20 protein-coding genes are annotated in these 26,128 nt (G+C 71.7%); 11 read left to right on the top strand and 9 right to left on the bottom strand.

The window, feature by feature from the left end:
* The first annotated feature begins 242 nt into the window (after nucleotides 1-242).
* The 7 genes from ACLBXO_RS15890 (at nucleotide 243) to ACLBXO_RS15860 (ending at nucleotide 7,178) form a co-directional block, all read left to right on the top strand.
* Entirely contained in the window at nucleotides 243-2,012 is a 1,770-nt protein-coding gene (locus ACLBXO_RS15890; RefSeq protein WP_447685939.1) for a PQQ-dependent methanol/ethanol family dehydrogenase, read from the top strand.
* Between the two features lie 175 nt (nucleotides 2,013-2,187).
* A complete protein-coding gene (locus ACLBXO_RS15885) occupies nucleotides 2,188-2,847 on the top strand; it encodes a response regulator (protein WP_447685938.1) in 660 nt (219 codons plus the stop codon).
* Between the two features lie 275 nt (nucleotides 2,848-3,122).
* Nucleotides 3,123-3,626, top strand: a complete 504-nt coding sequence (locus ACLBXO_RS15880; RefSeq protein ID WP_331318270.1) for a MarR family winged helix-turn-helix transcriptional regulator — start codon at nucleotides 3,123-3,125, stop codon at nucleotides 3,624-3,626.
* A complete protein-coding gene (locus ACLBXO_RS15875; protein WP_447685937.1) occupies nucleotides 3,623-5,683 on the top strand; it encodes an FUSC family protein in 2,061 nt (686 codons plus the stop codon). Before ACLBXO_RS15880 ends, ACLBXO_RS15875 begins: the two co-directional genes overlap by 4 nt.
* A complete protein-coding gene (locus ACLBXO_RS15870; protein WP_210033710.1) occupies nucleotides 5,680-5,889 on the top strand; it encodes a DUF1656 domain-containing protein in 210 nt (69 codons plus the stop codon). Before ACLBXO_RS15875 ends, ACLBXO_RS15870 begins: the two co-directional genes overlap by 4 nt.
* On the top strand, nucleotides 5,886-6,812 hold the full coding sequence (locus ACLBXO_RS15865; protein ID WP_331318275.1) for an HlyD family secretion protein: 927 nt from the start codon (nucleotides 5,886-5,888) through the stop codon (nucleotides 6,810-6,812). Before ACLBXO_RS15870 ends, ACLBXO_RS15865 begins: the two co-directional genes overlap by 4 nt.
* Nucleotides 6,813-6,887: 75 nt before the next feature.
* Nucleotides 6,888-7,178 (top strand): hypothetical protein, encoded by a 291-nt coding sequence (locus ACLBXO_RS15860; RefSeq protein ID WP_331318276.1) that lies wholly within the window; start codon nucleotides 6,888-6,890, stop codon nucleotides 7,176-7,178.
* An 82-nt stretch (nucleotides 7,179-7,260) separates the two neighbouring features.
* Here the strand turns inward: ACLBXO_RS15860 and ACLBXO_RS15855 are convergent, their stop codons facing one another.
* The 6 genes from ACLBXO_RS15855 to ACLBXO_RS15830 form a co-directional block, all read right to left on the bottom strand.
* The gene (locus ACLBXO_RS15855; RefSeq protein WP_447685936.1) at nucleotides 7,261-8,733 is read right to left on the bottom strand and encodes an NAD-dependent succinate-semialdehyde dehydrogenase; all 1,473 of its coding nucleotides are present in this window, start codon (nucleotides 8,731-8,733) and stop codon (nucleotides 7,261-7,263) included.
* Nucleotides 8,726-10,738 carry an acyl CoA:acetate/3-ketoacid CoA transferase gene (locus ACLBXO_RS15850; RefSeq protein WP_447685935.1) on the bottom strand — a complete coding sequence of 671 codons (2,013 nt, stop codon included), beginning with the start codon at nucleotides 10,736-10,738 and terminating at the stop codon, nucleotides 8,726-8,728. Before ACLBXO_RS15850 ends, ACLBXO_RS15855 begins: the two co-directional genes overlap by 8 nt.
* A gap of 24 nt (nucleotides 10,739-10,762) precedes the next feature.
* Entirely contained in the window at nucleotides 10,763-11,893 is a 1,131-nt protein-coding gene (gene phaC / locus ACLBXO_RS15845; RefSeq protein WP_331318279.1) for a class III poly(R)-hydroxyalkanoic acid synthase subunit PhaC, read from the bottom strand.
* Nucleotides 11,886-12,710, bottom strand: a complete 825-nt coding sequence (locus ACLBXO_RS15840) for a poly(R)-hydroxyalkanoic acid synthase subunit PhaE (RefSeq protein ID WP_447685934.1) — start codon at nucleotides 12,708-12,710, stop codon at nucleotides 11,886-11,888. The genes phaC and ACLBXO_RS15840 overlap by 8 nt, the downstream gene beginning before the upstream one ends.
* A gap of 154 nt (nucleotides 12,711-12,864) precedes the next feature.
* The gene (locus ACLBXO_RS15835; protein ID WP_447685933.1) at nucleotides 12,865-14,040 is read right to left on the bottom strand and encodes an iron-containing alcohol dehydrogenase; all 1,176 of its coding nucleotides are present in this window, start codon (nucleotides 14,038-14,040) and stop codon (nucleotides 12,865-12,867) included.
* Nucleotides 14,041-14,083: 43 nt separating this feature from the next.
* Nucleotides 14,084-15,736, bottom strand: a complete 1,653-nt coding sequence (locus ACLBXO_RS15830; RefSeq protein ID WP_331318283.1) for an acetolactate synthase large subunit — start codon at nucleotides 15,734-15,736, stop codon at nucleotides 14,084-14,086.
* 228 nt (nucleotides 15,737-15,964) lie between these two features.
* On the opposite strand from ACLBXO_RS15830, the gene ACLBXO_RS15825 reads away from it, so the two are divergent.
* Nucleotides 15,965-17,452: a DUF2252 domain-containing protein gene (locus tag ACLBXO_RS15825; RefSeq protein ID WP_447685932.1), complete on the top strand. Its 1,488-nt coding sequence runs from the start codon at nucleotides 15,965-15,967 to the stop codon at nucleotides 17,450-17,452.
* Between the two features lie 9 nt (nucleotides 17,453-17,461).
* Here the strand turns inward: ACLBXO_RS15825 and ACLBXO_RS15820 are convergent, their stop codons facing one another.
* Nucleotides 17,462-18,400: a LysR family transcriptional regulator gene (locus tag ACLBXO_RS15820; protein WP_331318285.1), complete on the bottom strand. Its 939-nt coding sequence runs from the start codon at nucleotides 18,398-18,400 to the stop codon at nucleotides 17,462-17,464.
* Nucleotides 18,401-18,614: 214 nt separating this feature from the next.
* The gene (locus tag ACLBXO_RS15815) at nucleotides 18,615-20,258 is read right to left on the bottom strand and encodes a GMC oxidoreductase (RefSeq protein ID WP_447685931.1); all 1,644 of its coding nucleotides are present in this window, start codon (nucleotides 20,256-20,258) and stop codon (nucleotides 18,615-18,617) included.
* A gap of 209 nt (nucleotides 20,259-20,467) precedes the next feature.
* On the opposite strand from ACLBXO_RS15815, the gene ACLBXO_RS15810 reads away from it, so the two are divergent.
* From ACLBXO_RS15810 to gluQRS, 3 genes are read left to right on the top strand one after another with little or no spacing between them, the layout of a single operon-like run.
* Nucleotides 20,468-22,498 carry an ATP-binding protein gene (locus ACLBXO_RS15810; RefSeq protein ID WP_447685930.1) on the top strand — a complete coding sequence of 677 codons (2,031 nt, stop codon included), beginning with the start codon at nucleotides 20,468-20,470 and terminating at the stop codon, nucleotides 22,496-22,498.
* 46 nt (nucleotides 22,499-22,544) lie between these two features.
* The gene (locus tag ACLBXO_RS15805; RefSeq protein WP_447685929.1) at nucleotides 22,545-22,826 is read left to right on the top strand and encodes a hypothetical protein; all 282 of its coding nucleotides are present in this window, start codon (nucleotides 22,545-22,547) and stop codon (nucleotides 22,824-22,826) included.
* 16 nt (nucleotides 22,827-22,842) lie between these two features.
* A complete protein-coding gene (gene gluQRS, locus ACLBXO_RS15800; RefSeq protein WP_447685928.1) occupies nucleotides 22,843-23,706 on the top strand; it encodes a tRNA glutamyl-Q(34) synthetase GluQRS in 864 nt (287 codons plus the stop codon).
* Nucleotides 23,707-23,722: 16 nt separating this feature from the next.
* Here the strand turns inward: gluQRS and ACLBXO_RS15795 are convergent, their stop codons facing one another.
* On the bottom strand, nucleotides 23,723-25,747 hold the full coding sequence (locus tag ACLBXO_RS15795) for a M23 family metallopeptidase (RefSeq protein ID WP_331318290.1): 2,025 nt from the start codon (nucleotides 25,745-25,747) through the stop codon (nucleotides 23,723-23,725).
* Between the last annotated feature and the right edge of the window lie 381 nt (nucleotides 25,748-26,128).

Raw genomic sequence — 26,128 nt, 5'->3', positions numbered from 1 at the left:
GAACATCAGAAATTCCGAACGAGATCTCGCTCGGAATCGCGCCAATCTGAGCGCCAATCTCGACGAATACATTGCATTCGCCGGCCCCCAGAGTGGACTCATTGGACCAATGGCCAATAAGACTTCTCTGAGAACGTCGATAGCTTCGTCCTCCAAGGGGGGCGCCCCGCGACTCGTGCGGCCCGCGTCGAAACCCGGATGCCCCGGCCACACGGACCGGGGCCGACCACGGAGGACACGTCATGAGAATGCGGACCCGGTTCCTCGCCGCGGTGGGCGTCGCCGCCCTCGTGGCGGGCGGCGCCCTGCCGGCCATGGCCCAGGGGGTCACCGAACAGGACATCATCAACGACGCCAAGACGCCGGGCGACGTCGTCACCTACGGCCTCGGCCCGCAAGCCCAGCGCTTCAGCCCGCTGAAGACCCTCAACCGCGACAACATCAAGGGCCTCGTCCCGGCGTGGTCGTTCTCGTTCGGCGGCGAGAAGCAGCGCGGCCAGGAGAGCCAAGCGCTGGTCAAGGACGGCATCATCTACGTGACGGGCTCGTACTCGCGCATGTACGCGATCGATTCCCGCAGCGGCGAGAAGAAGTGGGAGTACGACGCCCGCCTGCCGGAGGGCATCCTGCCCTGCTGCGACGTGGTGAACCGCGGCGCCGCCCTCTACAAGGACAACGTCTACTTCGGCACGCTCGACGCCAAGCTCGTCGCCCTGAACACCAAGACCGGCAAGGTGGTCTGGCGCAAGGACATCGACGACTTCAAGGCCGGCTACAGCTACACGGCCGCCCCGATCATCGTGAAGGGCAAGATCATCACCGGCGTGTCGGGCGGCGAGTTCGGGGTGATCGGGCGGATTGAGGCCCGCGACGCCGAGACCGGCGAGGTCGTGTGGAAGCGGCCCGTCATCGAGGGCCACATGGGCGAGCTCAACGGCAAGCCCTCGACCATGACCGGCAAGGTCAACGAGAGCTGGCCCGGCGACATGTGGAAGTTCGGCGGTGGCGCCACCTGGCTCGGCGGCACCTACGACCCCGAGACCAACCTGATCTACTTCGGTACCGGCAACCCCGGCCCGTGGAACTCCTGGCTGCGGCCCGGCGACAACAAGTGGACGTCCTCGCGCCTCGCCCTCAACCCCGACAACGGCGAGATCGTCTGGGGCTTCCAGACAACCCCGCACGACGGCTGGGACTTCGACGGCGTCAACGAGTTCGTGCCGTTCGACCTCAACAAGGGCGGCAAGACCATCAAGGCCGGCGCCACCGCCGACCGCAACGGCTTCTTCTACGTCCTCGACCGGACCAACGGGAAGTTCATCTCGGCGACGCCGTTCGTCGAGAAGATCAACTGGGCCAAGGGCATCGATGAGAACGGCCGCCCGATCTACAACGAGGAGAACCGGCCCGGCGACCCGAGCAAGGCGACCGGCGACGACAAGAAGGGCAAGTCGGTCTTCGCGGTGCCGAGCTTCCTCGGCGGCAAGAACTGGATGCCGATCGGCTACAGCCCCGACACCAAGCTGTTCTACGTGCCCTCCAACGAGTGGGGCATGGATATCTGGAACGAGCCGGTGAACTACAAGAAGGGCGCCGCCTATCTCGGCGCCGGCTTCACGATCAAGCCGGTCTTCGACGACCACATCGGCTCGCTCAAGGCGATCGACCCGGCCTCCGGCAAGGTCGTGTGGGAGTACAAGAACAAGGCCCCGCTCTGGGCCGGCGTGCTCACCACCGCGGGCAACCTCGTCTTCACGGGCACCCCGGAGGGCTTCCTGAAGGCCTTCGACGCCAAGACCGGCGAGGAGGTGTGGAAGTTCCAGGTCGGGACCGGCGTGGTCTCCTCGCCGATCACCTGGGAGCAGGACGGCGAGCAGTGGGTCGGCGTCGCGGCCGGCTGGGGCGGCGCGGTGCCGCTCTGGGGCGGCGAGGTCGCCAAGTCCACGGCCGGGATCAACCAGGGCGGCAGCTTCTGGGCGTTCAAGCTGCCGAAGACGGTGGCGTCGCGCTGAAGACCCTCAACCGACAGCGTGCCGGCCCCCCGCGGGCCGGCACGCTCAGGTCCCGGGGCAGGGCGGTCGTCTCAACACGCGCTTGCGCCCCGGGGCCGCATCGATCACCTTCGGACCTCCCGCCCGCGTGTTCGGCGGATCCTGTGAGGATCTCGAGCGAAGGACCGAGGTCTCCGTGCAACTCCTGATCGTCGACGACCATCCCCTATTCCGCGACGCCCTGGCGGCCACGATCCGGCTCGCGCACCCGGACGCGGTCCTGCATGAGGCCGACGGGATCGAGGCGGCCTGCGCGGTGCTGGCCGCGAACCGCGGCATCGACCTGACGCTCCTCGACCTCTCCATGCGCGGCGTGACCGGCTTCGACGGGCTGATCACCATCCGGGCGAGCTTCCCGCGCATCCCGATCCTCATCGTCTCCGGCCACGAAGATCCGCGCATCGTCCGCGAGGCCCTGCAGCACGGGGCTGCGGGCTTCGTCCCGAAGGCCATGGACAAGGCCACGCTCACCCGGGCGATCACCGAGGTCATGAGCGGGGCGCTGTTCCTGCCGCCGGGGCTCGCCGAGGCCAGCGCGCCGCCGGCCCGGAACAAGAAGGCGCCGCTGCCCGAGCGCCTCGCCCGGCTGACGCCGCAGCAATTGCGGGTGCTGATGATGATCCGTCAGGGCAAGCTCAACAAGCAGATCGCCCACGAACTCCAGGTCGGCGACTCGACCGTGAAGGCGCATGTCTCGGAGATCCTGCGCAAGCTCGAGGTGATCAGCCGGACGCAGATCGTGATCGATACGGCGTCGCTCGACTTCGACCAGATCCACAACGCGCATCCGGCCTGACGGGCGGGGTCGCTTCGCCGCGCTCGCGATGACGAGGCGGGCCGCACCGACTGAACCGCTCAGCCGGAAACGGGGGCAGACGGGCGCTTCGCGCCATCGCGTGCTGGTTTCCGGATCGCGTTCCGCTGGCGCTGCACGCGCCACGGGAAAGGCGGCGCCCATTCGTCAACCGCAACCCTGCTCTCTCCCGGAGGCCGCCTCCACCAAATCGATATGATGCTATCTATCAGTATGCGAGCTGATTGAACCGGACTCTGCACCGGATCCTCGCGGCGATGGAACAGGTCGTGACCGGCATCGACGATCCGAGGACGCGCGAGCGGCTGCAGCAGGCCTTCACCCACGCCCTCCTGACGACCGGCCGCCACTGGCGCCGCGCGGCCAACATGGTCGCGGAGGCGCACGGGCTGTCCGACGCCACCGCGCACCCGCTGATCATCATCGGCCGGATGGCGGAGGAGCCCCGGCAGAACGTCCTGGCGGAGGCCGTCGGCATCGAGGGACCCTCGCTGGTCCGCCTCATCGACCAGCTCGCCATGGCCGGGTTCGTGGTCCGCCGCGAGGACCCGTCCGACCGCCGGGCCAAGGTCCTGGGCCTGACCCCGCGCGGCCGCCAAGTCTTCGAGCAGATCGAGGCCGAGCTCTCCACCCTGCGCGCCCGCGTCTTCGCGGAGATCGACGGCGCGGATCTCGAGGCGAGCCTCCGGGTCTTCGCGGCCCTCCAGCGCTACGGGCGGGAGGCCGCCGCGGCCGCGCGCGAGCCGGAGCCGGTGTCGTGACCCTGCCCGGATGGCGCGCTTGGGCCTTCGCGCTGAAGACCTACGCGGCGGCGATGCTCGCCCTGTTCCTCGCGCTCTGGATCGACCTGCCGCGGCCCTACTGGGCGCTCGGCACGGTCTACATCACCAGTCAGGTCCTCTCCGGCGCGACGCGCTCGAAGGCCCTCTACCGGGTCGGCGGCACCGTTCTCGGGGCCGCGATCAGCGTCGTGCTGGTCCCCAACCTCGTGAACGAGCCGATCCTGCTGAGCCTCGCGGTGGCGCTCTGGGTCGCGCTCTGCCTCTACGTCTCGCTCCTCGACCGCACCCCCGCGAGCTACCTGCCGATGCTCGCCGGCTACACCGCGGCGCTGATCGGCTTCCCAGCCGTGGACGATCCCGGGGCGATCTTCGACACCGCGGTGGCGCGGGCCGAGGAGATCTCGCTCGGGATCCTGTGCGCCAGCCTCGTCGCCACGCTGGTGCTGCCGCAATCGGCGGCGCCGATGATCGTCGCGCGGCTGGACCACTGGTCGGCCGAGGCCCGGGCCTGGATCCGGAGCGCCCTCGCGGCCGCCCGCGCGCCGGCGGCCGCCGGGCCGAGCCAGGGGCGACGCCTGCGCCTCGCCTCGGACGCGATCGGCCTCGACGCCCTCGGCCTCGCCCTGCGCAACGAGGCGACGGGCGCGGAGCGGGCCGCGGAGGCCTTCGCGCCGCTCCGGCAGCACATGCTGATGGTCCTGCCGATCGTCGCCGCCGTGGCGGACCGCGTCGCCGCCCTCGAGCAGGCCGGGGCGCTGCCGGCGCCGGTGCGAACCGTCCTGTCGGACCTCGCCGTCTGGCTCGCCGATGGCGCCGAGGATGGGACCTTGGACCCGGATCGCGCCGCGCAGCTGCGCGAACGGATCGACGGCTTCGAGCCGGCCCTCGGCCGGGCTCCGGACTTTACGACGCTCCTGCTCGCGAGCCTCGCGGCGCGCCTGCGCGACGTCATCGACCTGCGCCAGGATCTGCGGGCGCTCCGCGGCCACATCGCCGCCGGGACCGCGCCCCGAGCGCCGCTCGCCTTCGCCTACACGGCCCGGGTCCGGTCGATCCGCCACCGGGACCACGGGCTGGCGGCGTTCTCCGCCTTCGGGGTGTTCGTGGGCCTGCTGGTCTGCTGCGCGATCTGGATCGCCACCGGCTGGCCCGACGGGTCCGCGGCGCCGATGATGGGCGCGGTCGCCTGCTGCCTGTTCGCCGCGCAGGACGATCCCGCGCCGCAGATCCTGAGCTTCACCAACTCGGCGATCGTCGGCGCCCTCGGCGCGGGCCTCTACCTGTTCGCCGTGCTGCCGCTCGCCACCTCCATCGAGATGCTGGCCCTGGCGCTCGCGCCGGCCCTGATCCTGTGCGGCCTGATGATGACGCAGCCGCGCACCGCCCCGATGGGCATGGGCGCTGCGCTGAACGGCGCGACCCTGCTGGCGCTCCAGAACGGCTACAGCGGCGACTTCGCGCCCTTCGCCAACGGGGTGATCGCCTCGGTGGTCGGCATGTGGGTCGGCGCGGTGGTGACACGGCTGATCCGCTCGGTCGGCGCCGGCTGGAGCGCCCGGCGGCTCGTGCGGATCAACCGGCAGAGCCTCGCGGCCGCCGCGGCCGGGCGCGGCACCGGCCACGGGCTCGAACTCGCGGCCCTGATGCTCGACCGCGTCGGCCTGATCGCGCCGCGGCTGGCGAGCCTGCCCGCGGACACGTCCGCCGCCGTGGGCGACCTGCTGGCCGATGTCCGGGTTGGCATCAACCTCGTGGAGGTCCGCCGGGTGCGCCGGCGGCTTGCCGGCACGGCGCGCGTGTCGGTCGACCGCGCCCTGGCCCTGGCGGCGCGCCGGCTGCGCAGGCCGGGCGGGGAGCCGGACGTCGATCTCCTGGCGGCCCTGGACGACGGGCTCGACACCGTCGCGGGCGCGGCCCCGTCGCCGGAGCGGCGCGCCGCCCTGATCGGCCTCACCGGCCTGCGCCGCGGGCTCTTCCCCGACGCGCCGGCCTACCGGGCGGCGCCCGCGCCGGACCACCGGGAGATGGCGGCATGATGGGTGAGATCGACCTCTACGGCGTGTTCGTGCCGGGCCTCGCGCTCTGGATGGCCGCCGCCTTCGCGCTCAGCCTGCCCCTGCGCCGCCTCCTCGCGGCGACCGGCTTCTACCGCCTCGTCTGGCACCGGCCGCTCTTCGACCTCGCCCTCTACGTCGTCCTGCTCGGCGGCGTCGTGACCCTCGCCCACCGGACCCTGCAATGACCGCCCTGTTCTCCGCCCTCGGCCGCCTCCTCGTCACCCTCGGCATGGTCGCCGCGGCGCTGATCGTCGGCCTCGGCCTGTGGGACTACTACATGGACGCGCCCTGGACCCGGGACGGGCGGGTGCGCGCCGACGTGGTGGCGGTGGCGCCCGACGTCTCCGGGCTCGTCACCGAGGTGCTGGTGGAGGACAACCAGCTCGTCCGGAAGGGCGACGTCCTGTTCCGGATCGATCCGGACCGGTTCCGCCTCGGGCTCCGACAGGCGGAGGCGATGGTGGAGGGCCGCAAGGCCACCGCCGAGCAGACCGCGGCCGACTACGCGCGCTACAGCAAGCTCTCCGACGCGGCGGTGTCGCAGCAGAAGGTCGAGGCCGCGAAGGCCGCCGATCTCTCGGCGGAGGCCGCCTACGAGCAGGCCCTGGCGGATCGCGACCTCGCCAAGCTCAATCTGGAGCGCTCGGCGGTGCGGGCCTCGGTCAACGGCCGGATCACCAACATGGAGCTGCGGCCGGGCGCCTACGTCACCACGGGCCGCGGGGTCATGGCGCTGATCGACCGCGACACCGTCCGGATCGAGGGCTACTTCGAGGAGACCAAGCTGCCGCGGATCCGCGTCGGCGCCCCCGTGACCGTCCAGCTCATGGGCGAGGACGGGGTGCTCAGCGGCCACGTCGCCAGCATCGCCGGCGGCATCGGCGAGACCGGCCGCAGCGACGCCACCAACCTGCTCGCGAACGTGAACCCGACCTTCTCGTGGGTGCGGCTCGCCCAGCGGATCCCGGTGCGGATCACCCTCGACGGCGGCACGGCGGATCCGCGGCTGGTCAGCGGCCGGACCGCGACGGTCTCGATCGCCCCGGCGGCCGGCGGGGAGGCCCTGCGCTGGCCCTGGACGGCGTGGCGCGAGGCGCTAGCCCGCTGAAGGCGCGACACCGAACCATCCCGGCGCACCGGGGTTGGCCTGACACTGCAGCCGAACGTCCTGTCAGGAGGCCCCATGTCGAAGACGCTCCTCGCCCTCACCGCGTCCGTCGTCCTCGCCACGTCCGGAGCGGCGCTGGCCCAGGCGCCGCAGACCGGCGGCGCCAACCAGGGCAACGTCAACAAGTCCGGCGCGGTGGGCGGGACCGGGACGGGGGCCGGCTCCGCGGACAGCACCGGCTCCACCGGCGCCGGCATGGCGCCCGGCACCAGCGGTGGCCCGCGCGTCAGCACCCCGGGTGCCCCCGCCGGCAGCAGCTCCGGCAACGGGACGACGGGCAGCGGCGCGGCGCCGAGCGGGAAGTAGCCCCCGCCGGTTCTCCCTCCCGCCTCCTCGGGGGGAGGGAGAACCCGTCGGGTCCCGATCCGGACCGGCTTCTGCCCCGGCCCTACGCGCTGAGGCCGCCCACGCACAGGTACTTGGTGTTCAGGTAATCCTCGATGCCCTGGTACGAGCCCTCGCGGCCGAGGCCGGATTCCTTCACGCCGCCGAAGGGCGCCACCTCGGTGGTGATGATCCCCTCGTTGATCCCGACCATGCCGTATTCCAGCGCCTCGGCGACCCGGAAGGTCCGGCCGAGGTCGCGGGTGTAGAAGTAGCAGGCGAGCCCGTACTCCGTGTCGTTGGCCATGCGGATCGCCTCCGCCTCGTCGCGGAAGCGGAACAGCGGTGCCAGCGGCCCGAAGGTCTCCTCCCGGGCCACCGCCATGGCGGAGGTGGCGCCGGTGATCACCGTCGGCTCGAAGAACTGGCCGCCCAGCGCGTGGCGGTGGCCGCCCGCCACCACCCGGCCGCCCTTCTCGACGGCGTCGCGGATATGCGCCTCGGTCTTCTCCACGGCGGCCATGTCGATCAGCGGCCCCTGGGCGACGCCGTCCTCGACGCCGTTGCCGACCTTCAGGCGGTTGGCGGCTTCCGCCATCTTCTCCGCGAAGGCGTCGTAGATCCCGTCCTGCACCAGGAAGCGGTTGGTGCAGATGCAGGTCTGGCCGGAATTGCGGTACTTGGCGAGCATCGCGCCGGCCACCGCCCGGTCGAGATCGGCGTCGTCGAACACGATGAACGGCGCGTTGCCGCCGAGCTCCATCGAGACCTTCTTCACAGTGCCTGCCGCCTGCTCCAGCAGCACCTTGCCGACCTCGGTGGAGCCGGTGAAGGTGATCTTCTTGACGAGCGGGTTGCCGGTCATCTCGGCGCCGATGGCGCGGGCCGAGCCGGTGAGGATCGAGACCGTGCCGGCCGGGAAGCCGGCGCGCTCGCACAGCACGCCCCAGGCGAGGCCCGAGAGCGGGGTCTGCGAGGCAGGCTTGATCACGATCGGGCAGCCGGCGGCGAGCGCCGGGGCGATCTTGCGGGCGATCATCGAGGACGGGAAGTTCCACGGCGTGATCGCCGCCACCACGCCGACCGGCTCCTTGGTGACGAGGATCTTGCGGTCGCCCCAGGGGGAGGGGACCACGTCGCCGTAGACGCGGCGCGCCTCTTCCGCGAACCACAGCACGTAGGCCGCCGACATGGCGACCTCGCCGCGGGACTCCGTCAGCGACTTGCCCTGCTCGGCGGTGAGGATCTGCGCGAGATCCTCCTGATGCTCCGTCACCAGCGCCGCGAGCTTGCGCAGAAGAACGGCACGCTCGTTGGCGGTCTTGGCGCGCCAGGCCGGGTAGGCCTCATGCGCCGCCTTGATCGCAGCCCGCGTCTCCTCGGCGCCGGCATTCGGCACCTTGGCGATCAGCGCGCCGGTCGCCGGGTTGGTGACGTCGATGCTGCCGGAACCGGCCTTCGACCATGCGCCGCCGATCAGGCAGGCATCGACCAGCAGGGCCCGGTCCTTCAGGGCGGGGGTCTCGAACTCAGGCATCCAACGGTTCCTTCGGCGGCCGCGGCATGTCGGGCTGGGACATGCCGGGCCGCGGCTTGAGAGGCACGCTCTGGGCCGTATTCCTCGCCTGCGCCTCGGCTTTTGTCTCGAAGACATGGGGAGCCAGGTCGCGGCTCGCCAACGAGGCGCCGAGTTTCAATCGCAAGAACGCGCTCGTGGTATACCGGGACGCGGTCTCGTAATAGCGGTTTTCGAGATAGGCGATCGCCGAGAAGTAGGCGTCGCTCACCGTCGGGTCGATCTCGAACCCGTCGTAGTTGGCGATCAGGTGGACCTTGCGACCGATCTCCTGGCAGGCGCGCTCGTACTCGCGGCGCACCAGCTCGACGTCGTCGATGGTGCGCACCTGGAACCCTTCGAGGTTCGAGAACAGGATGTTGCGCTCCGGGTCGTAGCTGATCCGCTCCGCGAGAGAGAGGCCTAGAAGCCAGGGCTCCAGGGCCATCACGGCCTCGCGGAACAGGCGCGGATCCATCGGCTTCGGGTCCTGCACGATCGGGGTGAAGCCCATCTGCCCGAGAATGTCGCGCGCGATGTCGATTCCCGGCGCGACCTCGACCAGCTCCATGCCGGCCCGCGTCCGCCGGAACACGCAGCGCTCGGTCACGTAGAGCACCGGCTGGCCGCGCTCGGCCGCGTAGGCCCCCGAGAAGGTCACCTGCTCCACCGCGGCGATGAACTTCCGCGAGCGGCCCTCGCTGAGGATCCGGATGCCGCCGTCCTCGACCGCGACCTTCAGACCGTCGGCCGTGAAGGTCCCGGCGAAGACGAGGCTCTTGGCGTTCTGCGAGATGTTGATGAACCCGCCCGCGCCCGCGAGCCGCGTGCCGAAGCGGCTGACGTTGACGTTGCCCTCGGCGTCGCACTGAGCGAGGCCCAGGCAGGCGAGATCGAGGCCGCCGCCGTCGTAGAAGTCGAACTGCTGGTTCTGGTGCAGCACCGCGGCCGGGTTCAGGGCGGCACCGAAATCCAGCCCGCCCTGCGGCAGGCCGCCGATCACGCCCGGCTCGGCGGTCAGCGTCAGGTACTTGAGCACCCGCTCCTCGGCGGCGACCGCCGCGACGCCCTCGGGCATGCCGATGCCGAGATTGACCACGCCGCCCGGCGGCAGCTCGAAGGCGCAGCGCCGGGCGATGACCTTGCGGGTGTCGAGCGCCATCGGGGCGATCCGGTCGAGCGGCACCCGCTGGCGGCCCGTGAAGGCGTGGTTGTAGGGCGTGCCGTAGGTCTGGCGGTGGTTCTCGGGGCTGCTGAGCACCACGCAATCCACCAGCACGCCGGGCACCTGCACCTCGCGCGGGTTGAGCGAGCCGGCCTCGGCGAGCCGCTCCACCTGGGCGATGACGAAGCCGCCGGAATTCTTCGCCGCCATGGCGGCGGCGAGGTTGTCGAGGGTGAGCGCCTCGCGCTCCATGGTGATGTTGCCGGCGGGGTCGGCCGTCGTGCCGCGGATCAGCGCGACGTTGACCGGGAAGGCCTTGTAGTGGAGCCAGGATTCGCCGCCGAGCTCGACCACGCTGACGAGGTCTTCCGTCGTGACGGCGTTCAGCTTGCCGCCCTCCAGGCGCGGGTCGACGAAGGTGTTGAGCCCGACCTTGGTGATGTGGCCCGGCGTGTGGGCGGCGATCTCCCGGTAGAGATGGGAGACCACGCCGAGCGGCAGGTTGTAGGCCTCGATCGCGCCCGCCACCGCCATGGCGCCGAGCTTCGGCACGAGCGCCCAGTGGCCGCCGACGACGCGCCGGACGAGGCCCGGGATCGCGAGCTTGTTGAGGCCGCGCTCCTTGCCGTCGCCGGGGGCGGCCGCGAACATCAGGCCGATCCCGTGCGGGCCGTTGCCGGCCTCGAAGCGGCGGGCGAGCGCCAGGATCAGCTCGTCCGGCGTGCCGATCCCGACGAAGCCCGAGACCGCGACCATGTCGCCGTCCTGCAGGATGGCGGCGGCCTCGTCGGCGCTGACGATCTTGTTCTTCAGGCTGCCCATGCGGCACTCCCCCGAGCCTGCACGCTATCCCCGCTTGCCGAGCCAGTCGGCGATGCCGGAGCCCAGCAGCTTCTGTGCCTTGCCGCCGACGAACACGCCCACGTGGCCGCCGGGCAGGCCCATCTCGGTGTAGTCGGTGGTGCCGATCCTGTCCTTCAGCGCCTGCGAGGTGGCCGGCGGGATGATGTGATCGTCCTGCGCGAAGACGTTCAGCACCGGGCAGGTGATGGCCTTCAGGTCGACCCGCCGGCCGCCGAGCTCGAAGGCGCTCTCGACCAGCTTGTTGTCCTGGTAGAGGTCCTTCAACCACTGCTTGGCGGCCTCGCCGGGATGGTCCGGCCGGTCGGCGATCCACTTCTCCATGCGGAGGAAGTTCAGGAACTTCTTCTTGTCGTCGAGGGCGTCGAGCAGGTCGAGGTTGTACTTCGTCATGGTGCGCATCGGCGTCATCATCGAGAACACCGAGCCCATGAAGGCGCCGGGCAGCGAGCCCTGCGCGTCGATCAGGCGGTCGACATCCTCCGGCGTGAGCGAGCGCGTCCAGACATTGATGAAGCCGTGGCCGGCCCGGTTCTCCCGGGTGTCGGCGTGAAAGTCGATCGGCGTGATGGTCAGCACCATCGCGTTGACGGTCTCGGGGTAGAGCGCCGCGTAGCAGGTGGTGAAGACGCCGCCCTCGCAGATGCCGAGCAGGCTGACCTTCTCGCGCCCGGCCGCCTCCTGGATGAAGGCGACGCACTCGGCGAGGTAGCCGTCCACGTAGTCGTCGATGGTGACGTAGCGGTCGGCCCGGCCCGGATTGCCCCAGTCGACCACGTAGAGGTCGAGGCCGAGATTCAGCAGGTTGCGGACCAGCGAGCGGTCCTCCTGCAGGTCGGCCATCGTGTAGCGGCCGATCAGCCCGTAGACGATCAGCACCGGCGGCAGGCCCTTGCTCTCGGCGAGCGGCCGGTAGCGGTAGAGGCGGACCTTGTCCTGGCTCCAGACCAGATCCTTCGGCGTGGTGGCGATCTCGACGTCCGCGTCGCTCACCTCCGCGAACAGCTTGGCGCCGGCGCTGATGCGCTGGCCGAGCGTGCCGACCTCGGCCAGGATCTCCGCCGGGGTGAGGGCGAGCGGCGCGGCCGGTGTTCTGGGACTCTCCTGGTCAGCCATGGGCTTCCTCCGCGGCGCGGGCGCCCTCCGCCTTCGCCCGGGCCGCGCGGCGCTCGCGGCGGAGCGCCCGGACCTCGCGGCGAAGCTCGGTCAGGCTCTTGTGGACGTCGTCGAGCTCGGCCCGGGTCGGCTGGCCGTAGAACTCCGACAGGAAGGCCGCGACGTCCTGCTGGGCGAGGCGGAGATCGGTCGAGGCCCGGAGCACCGCGCGCTGCGAGGCCAGGAATTTGTCAGAGCGCTGGACCTCCAGCAGGACCGCGTTGGCGGTCTCGATCCAGCTCGTCATCATCGCGCGGGCCGAGGCGAAGCTCTCGCCGCGCTCGGCGCGGGCGTTGGCCTCCTGGGCGAAGGTCCCGGCGGCGCGGGTCCAGGCGTCGAGCATCACGGCCTGATGCTCGCTCTGCGCCCGCCGGAGCGTGGCCCAGGCGGTGAACAGCGCGGCGTAGCGCCGCTCGGTCTGCCACAGGTCGGCGAGCTGCGGCCCCTCCGCCATGCGGGTCAGCGCCGCGTCGAACTCGGCCGAGCCGCCGAGCCAGGCCTGCGGATCGAGGATCCGGGCCAGCACCGCGCCGGCGGTCGGGTCCGGCGCGCCGGGGCCGCCCTGGAGCGACCGCGTCAGCGTCTGCGAGAGGGCGGTGGCGGCGGTCCAGGCCTCCGCGAGCTTGGCCTGCGCGGCGGCCATGCCGGCGAGGTCGGCCGTCGGAAAGGTCGGCCAGCCGAAGCCGGGCGCGGCCTGCCCGGCGCCCGGGGTGAGGAAGCCCGCGCCGGCCCGGGTCCAGAACTCGCTCATCGCCCGGAACGCGTCGAACTGGTCCATGCTGGCGTTCCTCTTCACAGCCCCCGGGCTGAAGACTTCGAACCCGCCGTCTTCGCGAGCGAAGCGGAGCGATCCAGCAGCGCCATGCTCGGCGAGGGCGCGCCGCCCTGGGTCGCTGCGCTGCGCTCGCGATGACGGAGCCGGCGGCTGGTGTTCACGCCGCCGGCCGCGCCTCGCCCAGCGCCTCGGCGTAGATCGCGAAGGCGTCGTCGTAGGTGACCTCGCGCGGGTTGTTCACGAGGAGCCGCGTCTGCTTCATCGCGTCGGAGGCCATGCGCTCCAGGTCCTGCCGGGCGACGCCGACCTCGGCGAGCGAGGCCGGGACCTTGCAGTCGCGGCAGATCGCGTCGAGGCTCTCGACGAAGCGCTTGGCGGCCTCGGGCTGCGGCAGGTCCGCGGCCGCGGGGTCGAGGATCGGCGCGAGCTCCGCGTAGAGCCCTTCCGCGTGCGAGAGGTTGAAGCGCATCACCCCCATCAGCACGAGCGCGTTCGAGAGCCCGTGCGGCACGTGGAAGATCGCGCCGACCGGGTAGGCCAGGGCGTGCACCGCCGCCACCGGCGCGTTGGCGAAGGCCATGCCGGCCAGCATCGAGCCGAGCAGCATGCCGGAGCGCGCCTCGAGATTCGTCCCGTCCGTGCAGGCGGTGCGGATGTTGGCCGAGAGCAGCGCCAGCGCCTGCTTGGCGAGCTGGTCGGAGATCGGGTTCTTCTTGTTCTTGCTGGTGAAGGCCTCGATGGCGTGGACCATGGCGTCGATGCCGGTGGCGGCCGTCACGTGGGACGGGAGCCCCAGCGTCAGCTCCGGGTCGAGCACCGCCCAGTCGGGCAGGAGCTTCGGGGCGACTACGCCCTTCTTCTCGGTGGTCGGCGTCGTGACGATCGAGATCGGCGTCACCTCCGAGCCGGTGCCGGCGGTGGTCGGCACCAGGATCAGCGGCAGGCGGTCGCCCTTGGCGAGGCCGACGCCGTAGATCGCGTCGAGCGGCTCGTCGGACTTGGCGAGGTAGGCCACGAGCTTGGCGGTATCGAGCGCCGAGCCGCCGCCGATCGACAGGACGAGGTCGGTCCCGAGCTCGCGAGCGCGCTTGGCCGCCGCCTCGATCACCGTCGAGGGCGGGTCGGCGACCACGTCCTCGTAGACGTCGAGGGTGACGCCCGCGGCGGCCAGAGCCGCCTCGGCGGATCTGGTGAGGCCGGCGCTGCGCACGCCCTTGTCGGTGACCAGCAGGACGCGCTTGGCGCCGAAGCTGCCGACAATCTCCGGCAGCTTCTTCGCGGCGCCGGCCTCGAACAGCACGTTCGGCGTGGTCTGGAAGGTGAACGGGTTCATCGCGCTGCCCTGTTGTCGTGCCGATTCGTCTGCGGGGCCGAGATCACTCGGCCGGCTCGAAATCCTTCACCTTGGCGCGCAGCTCGTCGACCAGCACGCGGGTGTTCTCCGAGTAGTCGATCGGCACCGCCACGAGGTGCACCCCGCCCGCCGCGAAGGCGCGGTCCAGGGTAGGCACGAGGTCGTTGACCGACTCGACCCGGTGGCCGGTCGCCCCGTACGACTTGGCGTAGAGCACGAAGTCCGGGTTGCTGAAGGTCATGCCGTAATCGGCGAACTTGTCGACCGCCTGCTTCCAGCGGATCATCCCGTAGGCCGAGTCGTCGAGCACCAGCACCACGAGGTTGAGCTTCAGCCGGACGGCGGTCTCCATCTCCTGGCTGTTCATCATGAAGCCGCCGTCGCCGCACACGGCCATGACGCGCCGCTTCGGGTAGAGCATCGCCGCCATCATGGCCGAGGGCAGGCCGGCGCCCATCGTGGCCAGCGCGTTGTCGAGGAGCAGCGTGTTGGCGACGTAGGTGCGGTAGTTCCGGGCGAACCAGATCTTGTACATGCCGTTGTCGAGGCAGACGATCCCGTCCTCCGGGATCACCCGGCGCACGTCGCGCACGAGGCGCTGCGGCGTCACCGGGAAGCGGTCCTCGCCGGCCCGGTCGCCGATATGGCTGAGGATGTGCTCGCGCAGGTGCAGCAGCGCGCCGGCGTTCGGGAGCTTGCCGTCGAGCTTGTCGGCCAGGAGCTTGAGCGTCGGGCCGAGATCGCCGACCACCTCGGCGTCGGGGTAGTAGACCTGCTCGACGTTGGCCGGCATGTAGCTGATGTGCAGCACCTTCTGGTCGGCCTGACCCATGAAGAAGGGCGGCTTCTCGATCGTGTCGTGGCCGATGGCGATGATCAGGTCGGCCTTGTCGATCGCCTCGTGGACGTAGTCGCGCTCCGAGAGCGCCGCGGTCCCCATGTAGAGGTCGGTCCCGCCCGCCACCGTGCCCTTGCCCATCTGGGTGGTGAAGAACGGGATGCCGGTGCGCTGCACGAAGCCGCCGAGCTCGCCCGTGGCGCGGGGCCGGCTCGCGGCGGCGCCCAGCATGACCAGCGGGCGCTTGGCCCCCAGGATCATGGCGGCGGCGCGGTCGATCGCGGCCGGGTGGGCGACCGGGATGTCGATCGGGTGCGAGGGCACGAGGTCGGCCTCGGCTTCCTCGGCGGCGATGTCCTCCGGCAGTTCCAGCAGCACCGGGCCGGGCCGCTCCTCTGTGGCGACCCGGAAAGCGTCGCGCACGATGGTGGGGATCGAGGAGGCCGAGACGATCTGCCGGGCCATCTTGGTGATCGGCTTCATGGAGCTGATCACGTCGACGATCTGGAACTTCGCCTGCCGGGAGGACAGGATGCCCTTCTGGCCGGTGATGATGATCATCGGCATCGCGCCGAGATGCGCGTAGGCCGCGCCGGTGGAGAAGTTCAGGGCGCCCGGGCCCAGCGTCGAGAGGCAGACGCCCGGCCGGCCGGTGAGGCGGCCGTGGGTTGCGGCCATGAAGCTCGCCGCCTGCTCGTGGCGGGTCAGGACCAGCTCGATCTTGGAGTTCCGCAGGGATTCAACGACGTCGAGATTCTCCTCCCCGGGAATTCCGAAGATGCGGTCGACACCCTCGTTCTCGAGAGCGGCGACGAGGAGATCTGAACCCTTGGGCATGCGACGTCTCGCTGAAGCAACGGTGTCCCCCGGCCGTCCAGGTCGCTCCCGGCACTTTGATCGCGAGGCCGTGAACGACACGAGACGGAGGAACACCCCCCGAATATTCGGTTCGTTAGAGGGCCCCCCTGTAGAGTGGTCAAGGGCCGGCCGGGCCCGCGACGTCACAGAGCCGGCCGGATGCTAACGTGCGGACGGGACCACCCCGCCTTCCGCGATGGGACAGCGATGGATCGCATCGAGACCGACAAGACGGCGCCGCCCGAGGACCGGGCGGCCGACGCCCCCGGCGTGGACTCGGTGCTGGCGCCGGTCGCGGAGTTCCCGCGGATCGACCTCCGCGCGGGCGTCGAGGCCTGGGACAAGCGCCGCAAGGCCGGCAAGCGGCTGCGCGCCGAGGTGCCCCACGCGGCCCAGGCGACGCTGGCCCACGATCCCGACCGGCCCGACCCGGTCGCCCTGATCGAGGCCGCCCACGAAGGCCGCCAGCCGCACCTGATCCCGCTCCGGGTCGCCCGGATGGCGAGCTCGCCCTTCGCGTTCCTGCGCGGCGCCGCGCACGTCATGGCCTGGGACCTGTCGCGCGGGCCGCGCAGCGGCGTCGACGTCGTGATGAACGGCGACGCGCACACCGACAATTTCGGCCTGTTCGGCACGCCGCAGCGGGACATCGTCCTCGACCTCAACGATTTCGACGAGGTCACGATCGGCCCGTGGGAATGGGACCTCAAGCGCCTCGCGGCCGGGCTGGCGGTCGCCACCGACGACGCAGGCGTGCCGGCCGCCGAGCGGCGCGCGGCCGTCATGGAGGCGGTCTCCGGCTACCAGCACACGATGCGCCGCCTCGCGCCGCAGGGCTCCCTCGACGTCTGGTACCAGACCACGCGCGCCGACGGCCCGCACATCGCCGGGCTGCACATGGACGCGGAGGCCCGGGCCGTGGTGCGGCGGGCGGTCGACAAGGCCCGGCGGCGGAATAACCGCAGCCTCCTCGACCAGGTGGCCGAGCGGCGCACCGACGGGACCTGGCAGTTGCAGACCGATCCGCCGATCCTGACGCCCGTGGACGCGGCGACCCGCGAGGGCGTCGTCACCGGCCTGGAGCACTACGCCGAGACCCTGCCGCGGGAGCGGCGCTTCATGCTCGACCGCTACCACGTGGTCGACGTCGCCCACCGGGTCGTCGGCGTCGGCAGCGTCGGGACCCGCGCCTACCTCGCGCTGCTGTTCGGCAATTCCGACGCCGACGCGCTCTTCCTCCAGGTCAAGGAGGCGGTCCGCCCGGCGCACGCGCCGTACCTGCCGAGCGTGCCGGCGCCGTTCTCCGGGCACGAGGGCGAGCGGGTGATCTACGGCCAGCGCCTGCTCCAGGCGGTGGGCGACCCGCTGCTCGGCTGGACCAGCATCGCGGGCCGTCCGTTCTACGTCCGCCAGATGAAGAACCTGAAGGGCGCGATCCCGCTGGCGCGGATGACCGGAGCGCCGCTCCTGACCTTCTCGTACGCCTACGGGACGCTGCTGGCGCGTGCCCACGCGCGGACCGGCGACGCGGCGGCGATCGCCGGCTACTGCGGCAGCGGCAAGCACCACGACCTGAGCGTGGCGATCGCCGACTGGGCCGCGGCCTACGCGGAGCGCAATGCGGCCGACTTCGCCCTGTTCCGCGCGGCGATCGCGCGCGGCCGCCTGGAGGCCGCGGACGATCCCTGCCTCTGAGCCCCGGGCTCAGATGATGCCCGGCGCCGGCGGCTCGTGGGCCAGCCGGACCAGGAGGTCCCGCAGCCAGCGGTGGGCCGGGTCGTGGTCGTAGGAGGCGTGCCACAGCATCGACACGGGCACGTCGTCGAGGGGCACCGGCACCGGGCTGACGCTGAGCGCCAGGGCGCTGGCGAAGGAGGTGGCGAGCCGGGCGTGCATCGTCGCGATCACCGGCGCCGCCCGGACCATGAACGGGACCACGAGGAAGCGCGGGGTCGTCACCGCCAGGATGCGCGAGCGCCCGATCAGCGCGAGGGCGTCGTCGACGACCCCGTGGGCGGTCTCGCGCAGGGACGTCAGCACGTGTGGGAAGCGCAGGTAATCGTCGAGCCCGATCGGCGGCTCCAGGCCGATCAGCGCGGCGTTGAACAGCACCACGTAGCTGTCCCGGTAGAGGAGGCGCTGCTTGTGGTGGAGCTGTCCCTCCGAGAACAGGCCGATGGCGAGGTCGACCCGGTCGGCGTCGAGCTCGTCCAGGATCCGGGTCCGGTCGACCGAGCGCAGCAGCAGCCGGATGCCGGGCGCGTCCCGCCGGAGCTGCGCGATCAGCCGCGGCCCGAGGAGCGCCTCGACGCTGTCGGGCAGGCTCACCGTGAAGGTGCGCTCGACGGTGGCCGGGTCGAACCGCTCCTCCCGGTGCACCAGCGCCTGCACCTGCCGGAGGGTGGCGCGCAGCGGCTCGGCGATCTTCAGGGCGCGTGGCGTCGGCCGCATCCCGTCGGGAGCCCGGGTCAGGAGCTCGTCGTCGAACAGGCGGCGCAGGCGGGCGAGGCTCGAGCTCATCGCCGACTGGCCGATCCCGACCCGCGCGGCGGCCCGCGTGACGCTGCGCTCGTCGAGCAGCGCGTCGAGCGCGACCAGCAGATTCAGGTCGATCCGGCTGAGATCGATATGGTCAATGGCCACGGGCGCCGCGTTCGATGGGGATTCGGACGCCCGACATAGCAGACGCGACGGCGTGCCCGTCATCCCGGGGATCCGCGCGCCGATGGGCCAGGATCCCGCTCAGACGGCGTCGGTCGGGACGCCCGCGCGGGTCGAGACAAACTCACGGCGCACCGCCCAGAGGTGCGCGGGGACGATGGCGCGCCGGCGCCGGCACTCTGGGACGCGCCGCTCCTCAGGCCGGCAGCGGCTCCCGCGGCTCGGTGTGGTCGAAGAGCCGGGGCGGCGCGATCGAGTCCTTGGCGCCCATCCGCGCCGCGAGATGGTCCGCGACCCGCAAGGCGTTGGCGATGATCGTCAGCGTCGGGTTCACGGCGCCGATCGACGGGAAGAAGCTGGCGTCGGTCACGTAGAGGTTGTCCAGCTCGTGCGCCTTGCAGTCCGGGTCGAGCACCGACGTCCTCGGATCCGTGCCGAACCGCAGGGTCCCCGCCTGGTGGGCCGTCCCGCCGATCGGGACGTTCTTGCCGAGGTAGAGCGACCGGTCGAACAGGTGCGGGTGGATGTCGGTGAAGCTGCAGATCTCGCGCAGCTTGTGCCGGAGCCGCTTGTGCGCCTCGACGTTGGTCTCGGTGAGGTCGAGATGGACCTTGCCGTCCCTGTAGAAGATCCGGTTCTGCGGCAGCGGCACGTCCTCGGAGGTCAGCCAGAAGTCGACGGAGTGCTTGGCGATCCATTCGAAGGGCTTGTCGGGGAACCATTGCAGGAAGCCCGGCAGCCCCTCGCCGTGGATCTGAGCCCCGTCCGACTTGCCGACCATCTGGATGTGGCCGAGGGGGAAGTCCCAGCCGTCCTCGGGGTCCGGATCGCCGAAGTAGAAGTCGTTGAGGCCGAGCGTCTTCTGGAACCGGGTCGGGTTCGGGACCTTCGAGATCGCCAGAACCGTCGAGTTGTTGTGGCGCATGTAGTTGCGCCCGACCTGGTCCGACCCGTTGGCGAGGCCGTTCGGGTGCCGGTCGCTGGCCGAGCGCAGCAGCAGCAGCGCCGACGAGAGGGCGCCGCAGGCCACCACCACGAGGTCGGCCGAGGCCTCGAACGGCGCGCCGTCGCGGGTCCCGACGACGCCCGTGACGGTCCGGCCGGAGGCGTCGGTGACGAGGCGCTCGACGTAGGTGCGGGTGAGCAGCGTCAGGTTCGGGCAGTCGCGCAGGGCGGGATCCACCACCATGGTCTGCGCGTCGGACTTGCCGTTGGTGGGGCAGGGGAATCCGTCGAACGATTCGCACTTGATGCAGGGCGAGGTCGGCACGGCGCGGCCGTCCTTCTCCACCAGCCGCACGCCCACCGGCAGGTGGAACGGGTGGTGGCCCGCCCGCTTCAGGTTGTCGAACAGCTCCTGGATACGCGGCTCGTGCGCCACCGGCGGATGGGCGTAGGGCCTGCTCGACCAGGGCTCGGTCGGGTCCTCGCCGCGCAGGCCGTGGACGTGAAACAGCTCCTCGGCCGCTTGGTAGTACGGCTCGAAGACGTCGTAGCCGACCGGCCAGGCCGGCGCGACGCCGTCCTGGTGGCGGATCTCGAGGAAGTCCTTCTCGCGGAGGCGGAACAGGACCGAGCCGTAGAACTTCGAGTTCCCGCCGACGTAATAGTGCAGGCCCGGGTGGAAACTCTTGCCGTCGGACGAGTACCACGTCTCCTTGGCCTGGTAGTAGCCGTCGACGATCACCGCCTGACTGTCCCAGTTCCGCGGCTCGCGCAGCAGGTAGTCGCCGCGCTCGATCAGGAGGATGCGCTTGCCCGTCTGGGCGAGGCGCCACGCCACCGTGCCGCCGCCGGGACCGGACCCGACAATGATGACGTCGTAGTGCTCACCGGGCATGTGCCGTCTCCGTCCGGACCTGCGTCCTGGCAGGCAACTCGCGAGCCGCTTTTCGGATCACCGCACGGTTCCGTTAAGCCCTGCCGCGTCGCGGACTCCGCCCAGTAATCCGCGAAGTTCGCAACCGGCGGTTAAGGGCCTTTCCCAACGCCGCCTTCAGCTTCGGCTGCGATCCTGCGGCGAACCGGCCCGACGCCGGGGAGGCCGGAATGATCGACACGATGGCGCCTGTCCTGGCGCTCCTGACCGCGGCCGCACTGGCCTTCGGCCTCTGGCGCCGGCTCGGAGCGCGGCGCGCCGAGCGCGAGGCCGAGCGGCTGCAGGACCGCATCTGGCGGATCAGCGAGAGCGAGGACCGCTACCGCGCCCTGGTCGCCGCCACCACCGAGATCATCGTCCAGCGGGATGCCCGCGGGCGCATCACCTACGCCAACGAGGATTTCGCCCGCCTGCTCGGCCGCGAGCCGATCGCGCTGATCGGCTCCCAGGACGATCTCGAGATCCTCGACCGGAACGCCGTGGAGATCGGGCCGGACGGGGTCCGCCGCCTGGAGGCGCAGGTCCGGACGGCGGACGGGCGGGCGCGCTGGTTCGCCTTCGTGGAGATGCCGGTGGCGCACGGCGACGCGACGCACTGGCTGCGCGCGGGCCGGGACGTGACCGCGCGCGTCGAGGCGATCCGCAGCCGCGACGCGGCCCTGGAGCGCGCCGAGGCGGCGAGCGTCGCGAAATCCCGCTTCCTGGCGACGGTGAGCCACGAGATGCGGACGCCGCTCAACGGCATCCTGGGCATGGCCGACCTCGTGCTCGGGACCGAATTGAACCCCGAGCAGCGCACCTACGTGGAGGCGGTGCGCACCAGCGGTCAGGCGCTGCTCGGCCTGATCGACGGGGTCCTCGACTTCTCGCGGATCGAGGCCGGCCGCCTCGACCTCGCGGTCGAGCCCTTCGACCTGCCGGCCCTCTCCGAGGGGGTCGTCGAGCTGCTGGCGCCCCGCGCCCAGGACAAGGGCATCGAGATCGCCCTCGACGTGGCCGAGGACTTCCCGGCCGCGATCCTGGGCGACGCCGACCGGGTGCGGCAGATCCTGCTCAACCTCGCCGGCAACGCCATCAAGTTCACCGAGCGCGGCGGCGTCGGCGTCAGCCTGAGCTTCGCGCGGGCCGGGACCGGCGGCGAGGTCGCGCTCGCCGTGGCGGATACCGGGCCCGGCATCCCGGAGGAGCGGCTGCCCATCCTGTTCGAGGAGTTCGAGCAGGGCGACGGCAGCGCGAGCCGCAGCCACGAGGGCACCGGCCTGGGACTCGCCATCACGCGGCGGCTGGTGACCCGCATGGGCGGGCGGATCGAGGCGGATTCGCGCGTCGGCCGGGGCTCGACCTTCCGGGTCCTGCTGCCGCTCGCCGAGGTCGCCGGGGCCGCGGGCGGCGGGCGCGCGCCGCTGCCGACGCTCTCTCCGCGGCGCTGCCTGATCGTCGCCGACTCGCCGTTCCAGGCCCCGTACCTCGCCCGCAGCCTGTCGCGGGCGGGGGCCGCCACCGTGATCGTCGACAGCCTGGAATCGGGCCTCGACGCCCTGTCGGGCGCGGCCTTCGACGCGGTGCTGGCCGACCGGGCGCTGGGCGACGCGGCGGTGCGGCAGATCGCCGACGCGGCCCGCGCCTGCGGCGTCCGCACCAGCCTCGTGCTGCTCTCGCCGTTCGACAGGCGCGGCTTCGGGTCCCCCGGCGCGGCGGGCTTCGACGGCTACCTGATCAAACCGGTCCGGCCGCGCTCCCTGTTCGAGCGCCTGCTCGCGCCGTCGGGCCCGGTCGAGGCCGCGATTGCGCCACCGGCGGCGCCGACGCGCGTCAGCCCCGGCCTGCGGATCCTGCTGGCCGAGGACAATCCGATCAACGCCCTGCTGGCGACCCGGGCCCTGGAGCGGCTCGGCGCCACGGTGATCCATGCCGTCGACGGCGTCGAGGCCCTCGCGCGGCTGGAGGCGGACGGTCCCTTCGATCTCGCGCTGATCGACGTGCGGATGCCCCGCCTCGACGGGCACGAGACCGCCCGTCGGATCCGGGCCGCCGAGGCGGGCGGCGCGCACCGGCTCCACCTCGTGGCGCTGACCGCGAATGCCGGCCGGGACGACGAGGCCGCCGCCCGGGCGGCCGGCTTCGACGGGTTCCTGGCCAAGCCGCTCAATCTGAAGCTGCTCCCGCCGCTCCTGGAGCGCCGGTCCGCGCGGGCCGCCTGAGGGCGCGCGTTGACACGCGGGCGGGTCCCGCGCCAACAGGAGCCCCATGTCGACAGCCAGCCCTCCGTCGCCCGCACAGCGCTCGTCGAGCGGCGCGCTCGCCGCCTGGGGCACCGCATTCCTCGTGATCGCCACCGTGCTGATCGGCGCGCTCGCGCCCGCGCGGCACGCGGCGCCGGCGGTCTCGGCGGCCGACGACCCGGGCTGCCTCGAGTGGACCGACGGGTGCAAGGTCTGCCAGCGCCTCGCCGAGGGGCCGGCCTGCTCGCTGCCCGGGATCGCCTGCCAGCCCGGCGCGCTGCAGTGCCTGCACCGCCGCGACGGCTGATCCGGCGGTCCGGCCCGTGACCGCCGGGGCACCGGTGCTGCGCTTCGCACCGAGCCCGAACGGGCGGCTGCACCTCGGCCACGCCTACTCGGCGCTGCTCAACGCGGACCTCGCCGCCCGGATGGGCGGCCTGTGCCGCCTGCGGATCGAGGACATCGATCCCGCGCGCTCGAAACCGGAGTTCGTCGAGGGCATCGTCACCGACCTCGCTTGGCTCGGGCTGACTTATCCCGAACCGGTGCGGCACCAGTCCCGGCACATGGCGGCCTACCGGGTCGCCCTCGACGGGCTGATCGACCGCGGCCTCGCCTATCCGTGCTTCTGCTCGCGCGGCCAGATCCGGGCGCGCGTCGCGTCCGGCGGCGACAGCCCCCGCGATCCGGACGGCGTGCCGCTCTATCCCGGCACCTGCCGCCGCCTGGACCCGGCGGCGGCGGCGGACCGGATCGCCCGCGGCGACCCGCACACCTGGCGGCTCGCCATGGCGGCCGCGATGCGGTGCGCGGGGCCGACGCACGGCTACGTCGCGTTCGACGAGGCCGGCGCGCGCCGGGTCGCGGCCGCGCCGGCACGCTGGGGGGACGCCGTGATCGCTCGGCGCGACGTGCCGACGAGCTACCATCTCGCCGTGGTCCACGACGACGCGGTGGAGGGAATCACCCACGTGGTGCGCGGCCGCGACCTTGAGACGGCCACCGACCTGCACGTGCTCCTGCAGGCCCTGCTCGGCCTTCCGGTCCCGCGCTACCGCCACCACCCGCTGCTGCTCGACGCCGGGGGCGAGAAGCTGGCCAAGTCGCGCGGCTCGCGATCCCTCGCCGACCTCCGGCAGGCCGGCGAGACACCCGGGGCTGTCCGCGCCCGGCTCGGCTTCGCCTGAGCGGCCGCGCGCGCTCTCAGCGAACCGCAGCGTCGCGCTGGGCGAGGGCGGTGGCGCTCTTCGACTTCTGCATGGTGGCGTCGATCTGCTCGCGCTGGCGCTTGAACTCGGCGAGCAGGCGGCCGTCGAGCTCCCGGCCACGGGGGACGCGGATCTTCATCGGGTCGACGAAGTGGCCGTTGATGATCACCTCGTAGTGGAGGTGCGCGCCGGTCGACAGGCCGGTCGAGCCGACATAGCCGACGATCTGACCCTGACGGACTTTGACGCCCTCGCGGATGCCGCGGCCGAACCGCGACATGTGGTTGTAGGTCGTCACGTAGCCGTTGACGTGCTGGAGTTCGACCCGGTTGCCGTATCCCGAGGTCATCTCCGCGCGGATCACCACGCCGTTTCCGGCCGCCATGATCGGGGTGCCGATCGGGTTCGACCAGTCGACGCCCGTGTGCAGCTTGGCGTAGCCCAGAACCGGGTGGCGGCGGTAGCCGAAGCCGGAGCGCATGATCCCGTCGGCGATCGGCTTGCGCAGCAGGAACTTCTTCAGCGACCGGCCCTGCTCGTCGAGGTAGTCGATCGTGCCGTCGTCCGGGGACTGGAAGCGGTAGACCTTGCGGGTCTCGCCGCCGAGCGTCAGCGCCGCGTAGAGCAGGTCCGGGCGATCGGCGCTGGCCTCGTCGTCGGTGCTGTAGAAGACGTCGAGCCCGTCGCCGCTGCCGATGCGGCGCTGGAAGTCGAGGTCGTAGCTGAAGACGCGGACGATGTCCTCGACGGTGGCCCGCGGAAGGTCGTGCCGCGCGGCCGTCTCGTAGAGGCTCTGATACAGGCGCGGCCCGGAGCCGGAATCCTCGTCCTCGTCCTCGCCGGCCTCTGCCTGGGGCTGCGCCTTGGGGGAGGGGGCCTCCTCGGCGGGGGGCGCCACCGAGACGAAGGCGCCGCGGTCGTTCAGGGCCGCGATGCCCTCGATGCCGTTCTCGCCGTAGAGCACCACGCGCGTGACCTGGCGGGGATCGCCGGGCCGGGGCCCGGGGGCGACCTGGACGCGCAGCGGCTGACCCTCGTTGAGGGCGGCCGTGCGGGTCTTGCCCCCGAGCGCGGCGACGATGCCGCGGATGGCGTCGTCGCTCGCGAGACCGGTCGCCTTCAGCGTGGTCTCCAGGGTCTCGCCGCGCTTCAGCGCGAGATCGCGCTCCTCCACGAGGGGCGCCTCGTTGGCCTTCAGCTCGACCTTGGCAACCTTGGTGACGTTCTCGGGGACGACCAGCACCTCGATGGACTTGAACGGGTTCGCGTCCTTCGGCGCCGCGCCGTCGCCGTCCCCGGCGGCACCCTGCTGGAGCGTCCGCGACAGCATGATCTGCGGCGCGATCGGGATGGCGGCGCGGCGCCCCGCCTCGGCGGCGATGCGGCGCTCCTCCTCGACCTGCGCGGTGACGTCGTCGTCGGTGAGGGCGGGCGCGCCGGCGTCGACGGCGGCGTCGGCCAGATCCCGCTTGACCACGGTGACTTCGGCGCTCGGCGCGTCGGCGGACGCATCGGGCGCGCGCTCCAGCGGTTCGTCGGAGACGAACTTCATGGGGTCGAAGCGCGGCGGCTCCGCGGCGTAGACGCCCGTCGTCATCGACAGGGGCGTGGTCAGCCGCACGAAGGCCTTGGCCTTGATGATCTCGCGGTCGCCGAGGCGGACCGTGACCGGCGCCTTGAAGCTCTGCTTGGCCGAGGCGATCATGAGGTTGCGCACCAGCCGGTCGCCCTTGCGGGCGATGTTGGCACCGCTCTCGCTCGGCTGGGGGCGGGGCATGATCGTCGCCTTCTCGGGAATGGCCGCGAAGGAGACGTCGCCCTGGAGGGAGACGTGAAGCGCCGCCGCGATCAGGCCGGCACCGGTCAGGCCGGTGAGGCTGCTGGCGCAGAGCCAGCGGAGATTGACAGCGCGCCGGTCGATCTGGGTCGCGGTCGCGCCGAGATGGTCGAGCGGCTCGTGCACCCCCTGAGCCGGGGGGAGGGCGGCCACGTCGCCGATCTTGAGTCGCTCGCGCTTCACTCGAAGGCCCTGAGAAGACGATGGCGAACGGGCATTCCCGCGGGACCCGCGGCGCTGAGGCCGGGCTCGACCATACCGGAGGCGACATCCGCGCCCGGCGGTCTCATCTCACGACCCAGCGTGTCGAGATTGAGGCGTGCCGCTCTCGAGCGCCAGCCCCGGGACGGTAGAGACCGCGATCATCCACGCCAAGCTTCCGGACAGTCCCGCCGCGCCGGCCGGCAAAAAGGGTGTTGACGTGGGAATCGGCGGGCTCTATACCCCGGCTCATCGGCGCCGGCCGCGGAAGTGGACCGGGCGCTGAGCCATCTTCTGACAAGCGGCGGGATTGGCCGGCGGGATTGCCGGGCGGTCTTCTGTTTGCCTCTGATGAGCCTCGGG

Source organism: Methylobacterium sp. C33D (genome assembly GCF_053345825.1).
This window is presented reverse-complemented; position numbering and strand designations above follow the sequence as displayed.